The sequence below is a fragment of the Pararhizobium sp. IMCC21322 genome (assembly GCF_030758295.1).
Lineage (GTDB): Bacteria > Pseudomonadota > Alphaproteobacteria > Rhizobiales.
Genome location: NZ_CP132335.1, coordinates 2,757,002 through 2,771,848 on the forward strand (window position 1 = coordinate 2,757,002; position 14,847 = coordinate 2,771,848).

12 protein-coding genes are annotated in these 14,847 nt (G+C 51.8%); 10 read left to right on the forward strand and 2 right to left on the reverse strand.

The window, feature by feature from the left end; all coding sequences use genetic code 11:
- Window positions 1-92 precede the first annotated feature (92 nt).
- The 7 genes from RAL91_RS13080 (at window position 93) to gltX (ending at window position 8,598) form a co-directional block, all read left to right on the forward strand.
- Window positions 93-1,475, forward strand: coding sequence for a class II 3-deoxy-7-phosphoheptulonate synthase (locus RAL91_RS13080; protein WP_306256651.1), 1,383 nt, complete (start codon window positions 93-95; stop codon window positions 1,473-1,475).
- A 328-nt stretch (window positions 1,476-1,803) separates the two neighbouring features.
- On the forward strand, window positions 1,804-2,676 hold the full coding sequence (locus RAL91_RS13085) for a hypothetical protein (RefSeq protein ID WP_306256652.1): 873 nt from the start codon (window positions 1,804-1,806) through the stop codon (window positions 2,674-2,676).
- Window positions 2,677-2,886: 210 nt separating this feature from the next.
- The gene (locus tag RAL91_RS13090) at window positions 2,887-3,249 is read left to right on the forward strand and encodes a GFA family protein (RefSeq protein ID WP_306256653.1); all 363 of its coding nucleotides are present in this window, start codon (window positions 2,887-2,889) and stop codon (window positions 3,247-3,249) included.
- 115 nt (window positions 3,250-3,364) lie between these two features.
- On the forward strand, window positions 3,365-4,198 hold the full coding sequence (locus tag RAL91_RS13095; protein ID WP_306256654.1) for a class III extradiol ring-cleavage dioxygenase: 834 nt from the start codon (window positions 3,365-3,367) through the stop codon (window positions 4,196-4,198).
- A 43-nt stretch (window positions 4,199-4,241) separates the two neighbouring features.
- The gene (locus RAL91_RS13100) at window positions 4,242-5,930 is read left to right on the forward strand and encodes an NAD+ synthase (protein ID WP_306256655.1); all 1,689 of its coding nucleotides are present in this window, start codon (window positions 4,242-4,244) and stop codon (window positions 5,928-5,930) included.
- A gap of 62 nt (window positions 5,931-5,992) precedes the next feature.
- Window positions 5,993-7,237 carry an MFS transporter gene (locus tag RAL91_RS13105; protein ID WP_306256656.1) on the forward strand — a complete coding sequence of 415 codons (1,245 nt, stop codon included), beginning with the start codon at window positions 5,993-5,995 and terminating at the stop codon, window positions 7,235-7,237.
- A complete protein-coding gene (gene gltX, locus RAL91_RS13110) occupies window positions 7,234-8,598 on the forward strand; it encodes a glutamate--tRNA ligase (RefSeq protein WP_306256657.1) in 1,365 nt (454 codons plus the stop codon). Before RAL91_RS13105 ends, gltX begins: the two co-directional genes overlap by 4 nt.
- Here gltX and RAL91_RS13115 read toward each other — a convergent pair.
- Window positions 8,516-9,568, reverse strand: coding sequence for a DUF2865 domain-containing protein (locus RAL91_RS13115; protein ID WP_306256658.1), 1,053 nt, complete (start codon window positions 9,566-9,568; stop codon window positions 8,516-8,518). The two genes, gltX and RAL91_RS13115, sit on opposite strands and share 83 nt — an antisense overlap.
- 670 nt (window positions 9,569-10,238) lie before the next feature.
- On the opposite strand from RAL91_RS13115, the gene cysS reads away from it, so the two are divergent.
- Genes cysS through cimA form a run of 3 tightly spaced genes read left to right on the forward strand, consistent with a single transcriptional unit; the run spans window position 10,239 to window position 13,887 of the window.
- Window positions 10,239-11,753 (forward strand): cysteine--tRNA ligase, encoded by a 1,515-nt coding sequence (gene cysS / locus RAL91_RS13120; RefSeq protein WP_306256659.1) that lies wholly within the window; start codon window positions 10,239-10,241, stop codon window positions 11,751-11,753.
- Window positions 11,750-12,229, forward strand: a complete 480-nt coding sequence (locus RAL91_RS13125) for a GFA family protein (protein ID WP_306256660.1) — start codon at window positions 11,750-11,752, stop codon at window positions 12,227-12,229. The genes cysS and RAL91_RS13125 overlap by 4 nt, the downstream gene beginning before the upstream one ends.
- Before the next feature lie 59 nt (window positions 12,230-12,288).
- Complete coding sequence (gene cimA, locus RAL91_RS13130) at window positions 12,289-13,887, forward strand: citramalate synthase (RefSeq protein ID WP_306256661.1); 1,599 nt, start codon at window positions 12,289-12,291, stop codon at window positions 13,885-13,887.
- 178 nt (window positions 13,888-14,065) lie between these two features.
- Here cimA and RAL91_RS13135 read toward each other — a convergent pair whose 3' ends face one another.
- Entirely contained in the window at window positions 14,066-14,674 is a 609-nt protein-coding gene (locus RAL91_RS13135; RefSeq protein WP_306256662.1) for a TIGR00730 family Rossman fold protein, read from the reverse strand.
- Window positions 14,675-14,847: the final 173 nt, after the last annotated feature.

The window sequence follows — 14,847 nt, forward strand, 5'->3', positions numbered from 1 at the left end:
ACGCAATCATGTGTATATACCGCCACCCAAAAAAGGGTGGCGAATGTTCCGATTTATACGGAAACGCCTCAACAAGTTAAGGAGTTGATGACATGACCACCTGGAGCCCACAAAGCTGGCGCGGCTTCCCTGTAAAACAGGTCCCGAATTATCCGGATCAGGCAGCCCTGGAAGCGGCTGAAAAGCGTCTGTCATCGTATCCACCCTTGGTTTTTTCAGGCGAAGCACGTCGTCTTAAATCACAGTTGGCCGATGTATCCCGCGGACAGGGTTTTCTGCTGCAGGGCGGTGATTGCGCCGAATCTTTTGCCGAGCATAATGCGGACAATATCCGCGATTTCTTCCGGGTCTTTCTGCAAATGTCGGTCGTTCTGACATACGCAGCTGCCGTTCCAGTTGTGAAAGTTGGCCGCATTGCCGGTCAGTTTGCCAAGCCGCGTTCCGCAGACACGGAAACCATCGGATCCGAGGAACTGCCAAGCTACCGTGGTGATATCATCAATGATATTGATTTCACGCCGGAGGGTCGCTATCCGGACCCTGCGCGCCTGGAAATGGCCTATCGCCAATCTGCTGCTACGCTCAATCTGCTGCGCGCATTTGCACAAGGTGGCTATGCCAATCTCGAGCATGTCCACAATTGGACACTCGATTTCCTGAAAGACAGCCCGCAATCTGACCGTTACGAAGAACTATCCGGGCAGATTTCAAATGCGCTGGACTTCATGCGTGCCTGTGGCATTGATCCTGAAACCACAGCCCGTATGCGCACCACCGACTTCTTCACCAGCCATGAAGCATTGTTGCTGGGCTATGAAGAGGCTCTGACACGGCTCGACTCAACATCTGGTGACTACTACGCCACCTCAGGCCACATGATCTGGATTGGCGACCGTACGCGTCAGCCGGACCACGCTCATGTAGAGTTCTTCCGTGGCATTGAGAACCCGGTCGGCATCAAATGCGGTCCATCCCTTGATGAAGATGAACTGATCAAACTGCTGGATATCGTAAACCCGGATGATGAAGCAGGTCGGGTTACACTGATCGCCCGTTTTGGCCATGACAAAGTGTTCGAAAACCTGCCAAGGCTTGTTCGCGCTGTGCAGCGGGAAGGACGTTCTGTCGTTTGGTCATGTGATCCAATGCATGGCAACACCATCAAAGCGGCCAGCGGTTACAAAACACGCCCATTCGACCGTATCCTTGGCGAGGTGAACGGCTTCTTCGATGTGCATGAAGCAGAGGGTACATATCCCGGCGGCATTCACATCGAGATGACCGGCAAGAACGTCACTGAATGTACTGGCGGCGCACGGGCCATCACGGATGATGATCTGTCTGATCGCTATCACACCCATTGCGATCCGCGTTTGAACGCGGATCAGGCGTTGGAACTGGCATTCCTGCTGGCAGATCGCCTGAAACGCAAGCGCAACGGCACAGCTGTGGCGACCAGCGACGCTGCTGAATAGCGGCTTCCGGCACATCCACCAAATTCTGCAAAAGCCCCGGTCATTGGCCGGGGCTTTTTGTTGATCCGGATCGATGCCAGTGATGATCCCTGTATTGAACAGGAGTTTTAAGAAACCCACCCATGGCAAAGCGTATCCGCTATCTTTTAGGTTTAAGCCCCCACTTCCCATGCAGGTCACACTTGTCGGCTGTCGGCCGTTTTAATTTATTGGAGTTTAGTTCCGTCAAGCGTGCGATTCCATAATATACAATTTATACGGTACGTTTTAAGCTTGCCGATGTCATGTTGGGATGACTCGCCTTCGAACAACACAGAAGAGAACGATAATGGGCTACAGAATTTTTGTAATTTGCCTGAAGCAACTGTTTGTAAAGTGGAAAATTGCACTGCGACTCAGCTGGTTTTGGACGTTGGTGACAGTCTCCGTTTGGGTGGTGGTTTTTACTGCATTGTTCAACTCGTTAGAAGACGGCGGTGACAACCAAATAAGTGGTTTAAGTGGTTTTCTGTTTACTCTGTCTTGGTTTGGAATTTTTTTCACCACTATGGCTGGCCTTGCGTCAATTGCGATAGGCTGGCACCGTTATGTGTTACAGGGTGAAATGCCGCGGAGCCCTTATGTTTTCCCAGCCCCAAAGACCTTCTGGCCTTATGTCGGGCGTGGGTTCAAGAGTGGTTTGAAAGTGGGTATCGTAATGATCCCCATAATGATGATTATTGGGTCTGTCATGGCGTTTGTTATGGTGTCGCTTTGGCGAGGTGTTGATCCTATGCAGATATCAAGTGCAGTTTCAGGTTCATTGTTCGTTGCTTCGGTGATTACCTCTCTTTTGCTCGTGACACTTTATACTTGGTTTACTATGCGATTGGGGCTTGGTTTGCCGGGAACTGCCATTGGCCAGGACATCAGATCAAGTGCATCTTGGAAAATGACCGGCCCGATTTCTGGCGCACTGTTTACTGCTTCACTTCTGGTTTCGGCGCTGATGATCATACCATCATTACTGGCAGCCTTGATCGCGGTCATTTTTCTAATACAAACCGGCGATTTGGTCGAAAGAATGCTCTCCGGATCTGATCTTTTCTGGAACTTGTTGCCAGTCCCTATATATCTCGGATTCTACATTATCAGCTTTTTCGTTGGCTTTGGTATTCTGACAGTCATCTACGGTCATCTACAGGAGGACAAGCCCATTTAGTGCGCTGGGTTTGGGTTGTAAACGCTGGTTTTCGGATTTGTGGGTCAGCCAAGGACAGGTCCGTTTGTACCAAAAAAATCCTCCGGGATCCTGCTGAAAAGTGTCTGATCAATTTGATGTCTGACTTAAAACTTCGGTCGCTCGGCCTGTGATTTTCAATTGATCCCGGAAAAAACTTGTGATGATCTCCAGTGCTGAACAGGAGTGCTCATGCCCAAATCTCTTTCTGCAAAATGCGCTTGCGGCGCTGTAACTGCGAACCTGATCGGACCTTTCCGTGATGCGATGGGCTGTCATTGTGAGACCTGTCGGCGTCAATCCGGGCATTACGTGGCTGCAACGCAGATAGATGCGGATGGTCTTCAATTATTGACATCTGACCGGCTGAAATGGTGGAACGCCAGCGAAACCGCAAAGCGCGGATTTTGTAATGAATGTGGCTCGCTGATGTTCTGGCGGGAAGACGGTTCCGATAGAGTTTCGGTTTTCATGGGATGCATTGATGCGCCTACAGGCATCAAGTTGACGACACACATTTTCCTTGAGGAAAAGGGTGATTATTATGATGTATAGGAAATCCATTTCGCGTGAATTGTTCGGCATTTTGAAACAGTAGGTTTCTCAAACAAGTGTGGATTAGCCTTGGTGTTGGGCATAAGTGTAAGAACAACATACGAAAGCAGATGCCATGACTATTGTTGATCAACCATCTTTGTTTGTCTCGCACGGCGCCCCTGATCTGGTGCTGCAGGAAACTGAGGCCCACAGGTTTCTCAAACAATGGGGCCAGTCAGCCAATCCGCCCAAAGCCATTTTGATCATCTCAGCTCACTTTGAAACGGAACAGCCAACACTGTCACTCGGTGATGCACCGGATATGATTTATGATTTCGGTGGCTTTGATCCGAAATTGCAAACGCTTGTCTATTCTGCCCCAGGCAGTGATTCCCTAGCATATCGGGCAGGTGAATTGCTCGGGCAGGCCGGTTTTCATCCCGCCTATGAGATGCGGGGTTTCGATCATGGTACCTGGGTTCCACTGATGTTGCTCTACCCGGACGCCAATATTCCTGTTGTGCAATTATCCGTTCAGCCGAATGAAAACCCCGAACATCACTTCCGGATGGGGCAGGCACTGCAACCATTGCGCAAGGAAGGTGTCCTGATCATCGGATCTGGCTCATTCACTCATAATTTGTCTGCAGTTTTTGGCAGGAATGGACTGGCTGATCGCAAAGCCAGTGCGCCCCTCTGGGTAACCGAGTTTGCAGACTGGATGGATAAGCGTCTTACGGGAGGCGAAATCAATGATTTGCTGAGCTACCGGACAATGGCACCCCATGCGAAAGAAAATCATCCGACGGATGAACATCTCTTGCCGCTATACGTCGCAATGGGGGCCGCAGGTGACGATATGGCTGGCGAGAGGGTACACCGGTCTCATGAATTCGGAGCGCTCATGATGGACGCCTATGCCTTTGGAAACAGCAGTGCCGCGCAGGTTCAAGCCAAGAGTACCTGAACTGGGATAGACGCCGTGCAATTCCCACGCTAAATGACTGTTTATGAACAATGATACACCCTCTGAACTTAAAATAGCCGTCGCACAGCTGAACCCGGTCCTGGGCGATATTTCCGGTAATCTGGCGCTGGCCAGGGAGGCGCGGAAACGCGCAGTTGAACAGGGCGCAGATTTGCTGCTGCTGACAGAGCTGTTCATCTGCGGTTATCCGCCGGAAGACCTCGTCAAGAAACCCACCTTCATAAAAGCCTGCAAGCTGGCAATAGAAGAATTTGCTGAAGACACGAAGGATGGCGGGCCGGGCGTGGTTATCGGCACGCCTTGGCAGGAAAATGGCGAGCTTTATAATGCGATTGCGCTGTTGGATGACGGCGAAGTCAAGGGTCTTCGCTACAAGGTAGACCTACCGAATTACGGTACATTTGACGAAAAACGCTTGTTTTCGACCGGCCCGATGCCGGGTCCAATTTCATTCCGGGGTGTCAGGCTTGGCATTCCAATTTGTGAAGATGCCTGGAATGACGAGGTCTGCGAATGCCTGATGGAAACAGGGGCAGAGATGTTGCTGGTTCCAAACGGATCGCCCTATTGGGAAAACAAGGCCGAGCTGCGTCTGCAAGTGCTGGTTCAAAGGATCGTTGAGACGGATCTTCCGGTTATCTATTCCAATCAAATGGGCGGACAGGACGAACTGGTCTTTGATGGTGGATCATTTGTATTGGCAGCGGACCGCACGCTGGCCTTGCAGATGCCTCAGTTTGAAGAAGCCATCACGACAGTCACCATGGACGCGGCGGAAGATGAAACCGGCCAGCGTATCTGGAAACCTCAAAGGGGCGAACTTGCAGCTTTGCCAGATTTGCAGGAAGCCCATTGGCAAGCCTGTGTTCTGGGGCTGAAGGACTATGTCAACAAAAACGGATTCAAAAGCGTGGTTCTGGGCTTGTCGGGCGGCGTTGATTCGGCAGCTTGCGCAGCAATAGCTGTGGATGCCCTTGGAGCGGACCGTGTGCATTGTCTGATGCTGCCTTACCGCTTTACCTCTGAGGAAAGTCTGGCCGATGCCAAAGCCTGCGCAGATGCATTGGGCGTCCGCTACGATATCGTATCAATTTTTGAACCGGTCGAGGGGTTCCACTCGGCTCTAGAAACCTTGTTTGAAGGCACGGAACCAGGTGTTGCCGAGGAAAATATCCAATCGCGTGTGCGTGGTGCGCTGCTAATGGCGGTCTCCAACAAATTTGGTCCCATGCTGGTGACAACCGGCAATAAATCCGAAGTGTCTGTTGGCTATGCCACGCTTTATGGCGATATGAATGGCGGTTTCAACCCGATCAAGGATTTGTACAAAATTCAGGTCTATGATTTGTGCGCCTGGCGTAACGAGCACCAGCCCAAGAATGTTCTCGGCCCCAAGGGCGAAGTTGTCCCCGTCAATATCCTGACAAAAGCACCCACCGCAGAACTGCGCGACAACCAGACGGATCAGGATTCACTGCCGCCATATGAAGTTCTGGATGACATTCTGGAATGTCTCGTTGAGGAAGAAATGAGCATTGCGGAAATTGTTGAACGGGGGCATGATCGCAAGACGGTCGAACGGATCGAACACCTGCTTTACATTGCCGAGTATAAGCGCCGCCAGGCAGCGCCGGGCGTGAAACTCACCAGAAAGAATTTTGGGCGCGATCGCCGTTATCCCATCACAAATCGCTTTAGAGACCGTAGCTAAGCGATTCATCAGACTCACGAATTAGGGCCAGCCCCTGTCAAAGGTCATTCGAGGTAGCCTGCATGCTCGCCTTTTTGCGACAGAATGCGCCCTGGCTTGTGGCCGGTATGCTACTGACGTTTTCATCCAGTTTTGGCCAGACCTTCTTCATCGCACTCTTTGGCGGTCAGATTCGCGAAGAGTTTGGATTGAGCAATGGTGAATTCGGAGGGCTGTATCTGCTTGGAACTCTCGGCAGTGCGGCGGTGATGGTTTTCGTTGGCAAGGTTGTGGATTTTTATTCTCCTCGGCAGGTTGGCGCTGTAGCTCTTCTTGGGCTTGGGGTCGCCAGCGCAGCGATGGCAATTGCAGACTCTCTGACGATGCTGGTCTTCACCATCTTCCTGATTCGGTTTTTCGGACAGGGAATGATGAGCCACACGGCGTTGACGGCCATGGGGCGCTGGTTCGATGCGACTCGCGGAAAGGCCGTCAGCATTACCAACACAGGTCACCAGATTGGCGAAGCGGTGCTGCCTTTGACCGTCGTATTGCTGATTGCGGTTCTGGACTGGCGTCAGACCTGGTTGATTTTCGCCGGTGTCATCATCCTGCTTGCCATTCCGGCCCTCTGGTTGCTGTTGGGGCGCGACCGGGTTCCGCAAAACACAGCTTCCACCAGGGATGTGGCGCCCATCAGGCAATGGACGCGCAGTGAAATGGTCCATGATCCTTTGTTCTGGATCGCGTCTTTCGGCTATCTGTCACCACCCTTTATCGGAACGGCAATTTTCTTCCATCAGGTCTATATGGTTGAACTGAAGGGGTGGGAGCTTTCCTGGTTTGCGAGCGGTTTCTCCATCTACGCCTTGGTCACATTTATTTTTGGTCTGATTACCGGATATTGCGTCGACCGCTTCAGCGCCCGTGCGCTTCTGCCATACTTTCTGTTTCCTCTGGCTGCCGCTTTGTTGGTTCTCAGCCTGTTTGACAGCCCGTGGAGTATTCCGCTGGTGTTTGTGCTTCTTGGCCTCAATGGGGGCGGGTTTTCCACGCTGTTCGGGGCTTTGTGGCCCGAAATATACGGCGTGAAACATCTGGGGGAAATCCGCTCACTCATTGTGGCGTTGATGGTCTTTGCCAGCGCATTAGGTCCTGGCGTCATTGGCTGGCTGATTGACTATGGCGTTGCCCTGGAAACCCAGTTTCTTGCCATGTCTGCCTATTGCATTGTGATCTCGGGAATGCTTTTTGGCGTTTCAAAAGCCTTTATCGCCAGACAGGCAAGAGAAACTGATTTGGCCAAACAGGAAACAAGCACCGTATGACCAGCCCTATTGTTCGTTTTGCGCCGTCCCCGACCGGTCGCATTCATATCGGCAATGCCCGAACCGCGCTCTATAACTGGTTATTTGCCCGGCAACATGGGGGCGAGTTCATTCTGCGCTTTGACGATACGGACAAAGCCCGTTCCAAACAGGAATTCGCTGATGGTATTCTAACCGATCTGGCATGGCTGGGGATTGAACCCGACCGCATTGAACGCCAGTCAGCTCGTTTTGCTGACTATGAAGTGGTCACAGCAGACCTGAAGGCCAAAGGCCTTTTGTATCCTTGCTATGAGAGCGGGGACGAGTTGGAACGCAAGCGGTCGCGCAGCCGCGCACGAGGCTTGCCGCCGGTCTATGATCGTTCGGCGCTCAAACTAAGCCAGGAAGACAAGGATGCGCTTGAGGCAGAGGGGCGCAAACCCCATTGGCGCTTTTTGCTGCCGAATTACAAGGATGATTTGTTTGCCATTGAGCGGACAGAAATCCATTGGGATGATTTGTTTATCGGGCCGCAGACGGTGGATCTGGGGTCCATGTCTGATCCTGTTCTGGTTCGCGAGGACGGGTCGTGGCTTTATACGCTGCCATCCATCATCGATGATGCCGCTTTCGGCGTGACCCATGTCATTCGTGGCGGAGATCACATAACCAACACGGGTGCCCAGATTGCCATCTTCAAGGCACTCGGCTTCAAGTCGCCAGAATTTGGTCACCATAATCTGCTGACAGGTTCGGAAGGCGAGGGGCTGTCAAAACGTCTTGGTTCACTTTCTCTGGAAGGGCTGCGGACGGCCGGTATGGAAGCCATGGCTGTTGCCTCATTGGCCAGCCTCATCGGGACGTCTTATGCCGTTGAACCCATAGCCGAAATGCAGGGTCTTGCGAAAATGTTTGACCCACACAAGGTTTCAAAATCGCCCGCGAGATTTGATGTGGCAGAACTTGAAGGGCTGAATGCAAAACTGCTCCATGCGCTGCCCTATGAAACGGTTTCCGATCGATTGTCAGCGCCGGAAGGCGTGGATGGCGCTCTTTTTTGGGATGCAGTGCAGGGCAACCTTGAGAAACTGACCGACGCAGACCGTTGGGCGCAAATCATTGTGTCTGGTGCAGATCCTCTGATTGATGATGAAGATCGCGAAATGGTAAGCTTGGCCATCACGTTACTGCCACAGGAACCATGGTCTCATGCAACCTGGATGGAATGGGCAAATGCGGTGAAGGCGGAAACCGGGCGGAAAGGCAAGGGGCTGTTCATGCCCTTGCGCAAAGCCGTTACTGGATCCGCGTCAGGCCCGGAGATGTCAAAACTTCTGCCGTTGATGGACCGAGATACTGTTGTGGCCCGACTGTCCTGACACGCTGACCATCGCGAATTTTCGGGTCGATCACCAGCTCTGGGGCCAGTGGCAACCCACTGGGGCGGAAGTTTCCGGCCATGTTCATCTGGGTTTCCGGATCTAGACCAAGCGCAGGTCGGGGCGTCGGAACGGGACCGTTCTGACCAAATCTGACCTCACCCGCTCTTGGATTGCGAGCTGTGAACGCGACGGCAGTTCCGTTGCCAAGGGTGGCTTGCTGTAATGCGCTGCGGTTGAATTTGCATGAAGGATCATACGTTTCGCGATAGCGAAACGCGTATGGCATGCTGGTATAAGTGCGTCCGTCGACACCTCGCGCTCGTTCCATCGCATTATCTGCGCCGCGTGGATGATAAAACAAAGACATGTCGCTACCGGGAAACTGACCTTTGCAGACCGCTTCATCCTTGCCGAAATTGCGCGATGTGGTGGAAGTGCTGATTGGAAAAAAGAAACCATCACAAGTGCGCACACAAACCGTCCGGTAGGTGTTTGAACGTGGCTGTTCAAAGCCATCCAGCACATTTCGTCTCCCGCATCGGTTACGGCGAAGGGCAACGAGGAGTTCCTGCTGCTGGCGGCGTGAATTTCTCGGGCTGCGTCCATAACGTGAGCGCTGGGACTCGACTCTCCGCAATTCCCGCTGGAGCTTCCGGATTTGTCCCGTTGCATTAGCGCATTCACGTTTTTGGAAAAGTCGAATACCGCCAGTCCGACAGCCTGCTCTGCGCGCCTTTTTCTGAGCTGAAGCTATACGGTTCCGCATTTCCTTCGCGGCCTGATTATACCTGCGATATTGACGGCTTTGCGAGCCAGAGCCGCCATTTTGCAGATTGGCCAGCCGACTCTGCAGATCATAGCAGATTGCAGATTGCGCATAGGCGGGTGCGGCAATGCCAGCACCGAGCAACAATACCAGACCAAATAGACCGCTGGATCGGCCACACAAACGCGGAAACTTAAGCATTAGCTCTGTCAATCGAGTAAAAATTTGCATCAAATATATATATGGTTGACGTTGTAAAACCATAAGCTCCCAACACTTTAGCGTAAATGTTCACGCTTTCATAGATTTCCGCAAAAATCGCGTGTCTGCATGCATGTTTCTAGGGATGCGTGCGTATTGTTGGTGCTGGAAGCGCCTGTGATATCGTCAAATTGAGCGACCACAAGGACGCCACTTGCGACAATCAGCATGCACGAAAATAAAAACACGAAACGGGCCATTTGGTTCCCTCCTAAATTGTTAAGGCACAATGGCAGGTGCAAATTGAACGCTGCCTGAGAGCTGTGTTCAGATTCAGTTCAGAAAACTTCGCTTCAATTTCGAAAAATGCAGGACTGTTGCAGGCCTGTCGCCGGACTGTCGCCGGACTGTCGTTGACCCGTCCCGGTGTTTTCATCTTGACGCCCTGCAGGAATCCGCCTTAAGTGCGCACCATAATCACGGTGGACGATAAAATGGCGCATCAGCCAATTTGTATTTGCGGACTTATTATCAGGGGTTAACAACCCGCTGGTTCGCGAACCGTGCCTTCTTTCCGACATTTGAAGCTGCATCGCGAGGCCCGCAGCAACCATTTATTCAGGTCTGTGGACGCATGTGTCTGCAGATCAAATAATTCGGGACGAAGTAAATGAACAAACTGCCGGATCTTTGGCTTTATAACACGCTGACACGGAAGAAAGAGCGGTTTCAACCGCTGGACCCAGCCAATGTGCGGCTCTATGTCTGCGGCCCGACTGTTTATGACTATGCTCATATCGGCAATGCGCGCCCAATCATCGTCTTTGATGTCTTATTTCGGTTGCTGCGCCATCTCTATGGCCCGGAGCACGTCACCTATGCCCGCAATATCACGGATGTCGATGACAAGATAAACGCACGTGCTGCAAAAGAGGGCGTATCGATTGAAGATGTTACGCGGCGCACGACCGTGCAGTTTCACAAGGATATTGCGGCCCTTGGTGTTCTGGAGCCAACGGTCGAGCCGCGCGCCACAGACCATATTGAAGAAATGAAGGCGTTGATTGAACAGCTGATTGAACGCGGCCACGCCTATGTCGCAGATGATCATGTGTTGTTTGATGTCAGCTCAATGGTGGATTACGGCCAATTGTCCAAGCGACCGCTCGACGAAATGATTGCGGGTGCCCGCGTTGAAGTAGCTTCCTACAAGAAAAACCCGACGGATTTTGTGCTTTGGAAACCATCGAAAACCGGTGAGCCATCATGGGTTTCTCCTGCCGATATAAGTGTGCCTGGTCGCCCAGGTTGGCATATTGAATGCTCGGCAATGTCCGCAAAACATCTGGGTGAGGTGTTTGATATCCATGGCGGAGGGATCGATCTGGCATTTCCGCACCATGAAAACGAAGTTGCCCAGTCGCGTTGCGCTTACGGCACCGACACCATGGCCAATTTCTGGATGCACAACGGCTTCGTGCAGGTCGAGGGCGAGAAGATGTCCAAGTCTCTGGGCAATTTCATAACCATCAATGATTTGCTCGAAACCGAGAAATTTGGCGGGCGCAAATGGCATGGGCGAATATTGCGTTTAGCCATGTTGAAGACCCATTATGAGCAGCCCATTGATTGGACAGTGTCCCGTCTGCTGCAAGCAGATAGACAATTAAAAAAGTGGACCGGTATCCTTGCAAAATGGGGCCGTGAAGTTGAAGGCCAATTATCTGACGAATCTCTCGCTGCTCTGGCCGATAACCTTAATATGAATGAGTTTTTTCGGCTGATAGCAAGATACGCAGAACGTGCAAGTTTTGATCGACTTGTCGGGGTTGAAAATATTGCCTTTCTCAAAGGAGGTTTAGAGTTTTTAGGGTTCAATTTACTGGCAGGCCTTGTGGTAATAAAAGTAGATAGTGGCCACGTGAGAGTGCAAGGCCATGAAGTGTCGATCAGTCATCAAATAAACCCGCAATATGCAGGCGACACAGTTACAAAAGCTGATCTCTCGGATGCACCAAGGAACTTGAACAAACGTATTGAAGATCGGCTTCGGTTATTAGGTGAAAAAAACTGGGCGGAGGCAGACCGCATTCGTGATGCTTTGCTTGGCGAAGGCATTCAGCTGAAAGACGGCAAGAACCCAGATACAGGCGCACGCGAGACAAAATGGGAGATCAAGCGATGACAACGAAACCCATTTCTGGTGGCTGTCAGTGCGGTGCTGTCAGGTTTCGCATTGCAAAGCTTGGCGAGCCCTCGATTTGCCATTGCCGCATGTGCCAAAAAGCCTTTGGCAGCTTTTATGCACCACTCGTGACAGCCCATGAGCTGACATGGACACGCGGCGCACCAAAGCTGTTCCAAAGCTCTAACAGGGTGAAACGCGGCTTTTGTGCCGAGTGTGGCACCCCGCTAACCTATGATTATGGTGCAGAGCCGGGCATAGCGATCGGCGCTTTGGATCATCCGGAACTTGCAGCTCCTGCTGTCCAGGTGTGCGTCGCAGATAAACAGCCATTTGTTGATGTGCTTGCTGATCTGCCGGCGCACCCAAATGGTGTAGGGAGCGATGAGGCCCGATTTCTGGCGACGATTAAAACCTACCAACATCCGGATACAGATACAGAGGTCTGGCCACCGGCAAACGCTCAAACCGACTGACAACGTCTCAAATTTTAAAGAGTGCCAAGTCTGAATGGCACTCAATGGCAGAAAGAAACATGACAAAAGAACGCCTATATCTGTTCGACACCACTTTGCGCGACGGCCAGCAAACGCCTGGCATCGATTTTTCGCTGGAAGATAAAATTCAGATTGCGAACATGCTTGATGAACTGGGCGTGGATTTCGTCGAAGGCGGTTATCCGGGTGCAAATCCTACAGATACTGCGTTCTTTAGCGAAAAGCGTACCCGCAAAGCCGCCTTTACTGCATTCGGCATGACTAAACGGGCAGGCCGTTCGGTCGAAAATGATCCGGGTGTTCAGGCGTTGCTGGGCGCAAGCGCGGATGCCATTTGCTACGTTGCCAAGGCTTGGGATTACCATGTGCGCGTCGCGTTGGCATGTACCAATAAGGAAAACCTGGAAGGCATTGACGCGTCGGTGAAAGCTGCCAAAGCTGCCGGAAAACTGCCTCTGGTCGATTGCGAGCATTTTTTCGATGGGTACAAGGCCAATCCGGAATATGCGCTGGCTTGCGCCAAAACTGCCTTTGACGCGGGCGCGCGCTGGGTGGTTTTGTGTGACACCAATGGCGGTACATTACCGATGGAAATCAAATCGATCATTGCCGAGGTCATCAAGCACGTTCCCGGAGATCATCTTGGCATTCATGCCCATGATGACACTGAACAGGCGGTTGCCAATTCGCTGGCCGCTGTTGAAGCCGGCGTGCGACAGATTCAAGGAACACTGAACGGTATCGGAGAGCGCTGCGGCAACGCCAATTTGATTTCCATCATTCCCACTTTGAAGCTGAAGCCAGCTTTTTCTGACCGGTTTGACGTGGGTGTGTCAGACAAAACTCTGGCGAAACTCACATCGTTTTCAAAGGCTTTCGAGGAATTGTTGAATCGATCTGGCAACACGCAAGCCGCTTATGTCGGCAGCAGTGCTTTCGCCACAAAAGCCGGAATTCACGCATCAGCACTGCTTAAAGAGCCCGAAACATATGAGCATGTGCCGCCAGAAAGTGTTGGCAATAAACGGCATGTGATGGTGTCTGATCAGGCCGGAAAATCAAATCTGATTTCAGAATTGAACCGGTTTGGTCTGAATATCAGAAAATCTGACAAAAGGCTTGATGGCCTCCTGGCAGATATCAAGGAACGCGAAGCTCTGGGCTATGCCTATGAAGCAGCTGATGCATCGCTCGAACTGCTGGCACGCCGCCGACTGGACTCGGTCCCCGAGTTTTTCTCGGTCGACAGTTTTCGGGTAATGATTGAACGGCGGATCAATGCGCGAAACGAGTTGGTGACCGTGTCGGAAGCCATCGTCAAGGTCACTGTGGACGGAGAAGAGTTCATGTCGGTCGCAGAAGGCAACGGGCCGGTCAATGCGCTTGATCAGGCACTTCGAAAAGATTTGGGCAGCTATAACGCCCATATCAATGATCTGGAACTCGTGGATTTCAAAGTGCGCATCCTGAACGGCGGAACGGAAGCGATCACGCGTGTTCTCATCGAAAGCAGGGATGGGCAGGGCAACCGATGGTTTACCGTGGGGGTCTCCTCAAACATCATCGATGCTTCATTCGCGGCGCTTCTTGATAGTATCAACTACAAGCTGATGCGGGTACTAGCAGACGAAATCTAACGACGGTTATTTGTCCGTGGATACTCGGAATAAATCCGAGTATGACGGCATTGAATGTGAGTGCATCGCTGGGCATCGATATTGCAACAACTCAATCGCAATATCGGGCGCTGATTCTCGGCTTCGAACCATTGTCATACTCGGAATTATTCCGAGTATCCACACTGTGCCCATGCCTCTATAGCCGCCCGATTGCCTCCAGCGCACTATCAGCCTCAACGGTTTCACGCGCCGTTTTTCGCAGCAGCGGCACTATTTGTTCCACATCATCTGAGTTGAGAAAGTTCACTTCAAAGCCTTCCCGGATATAGGCTTCTTCCTGCATGTGAGAGATCAGTTCAATCAGTGGCTGCCAGAAATTGTTGATATTGGCGAGCAGTACCGGCTTTTTGTGCCTGCCGAGCTGTGCCCAGGTCAGTTGCTCAACCAGTTCTTCCAATGTGCCAATTCCACCGGGCAGGGCAATGAAAGCGTCTGCCTTGTCAAACATGGTGCGTTTGCGCTCATGCATGTCTTCCGTCAGAATCAATTCATCAAGACGTTCCAGCTCTTCATGAGAGGCTTCCATATCCAGAAGAAATCTTGGGATGATCCCTGTCACCTGTCCGCCGTTTTCAAGAACAGCCTTTGACACGGCACCCATCATTCCAATCGTGCCGCCGCCATAAATCAACCGGATTTTCTCTTCCGCAAGAATACGGCCAAGCGCTGTTGCGGCGGCCATATGAGCCGGATCTGTGCCGCTTCCGGCTCCGCAATAAACACAAATGGAAGAAATGGTGCCCATAAAATTGATAACCTTTCAAATGATACTCGCGTTAAGATCTGCGTCGAATCCGAACCTTCAAGCTGTTATGGTGATACAAGCATTTTAGGAACGGTTAACGGGATAACGTTACACGAAACATTGGTATTTGTGCAGACATCTCGCATGATGCGCATGTTGTGAACCCAATAGGT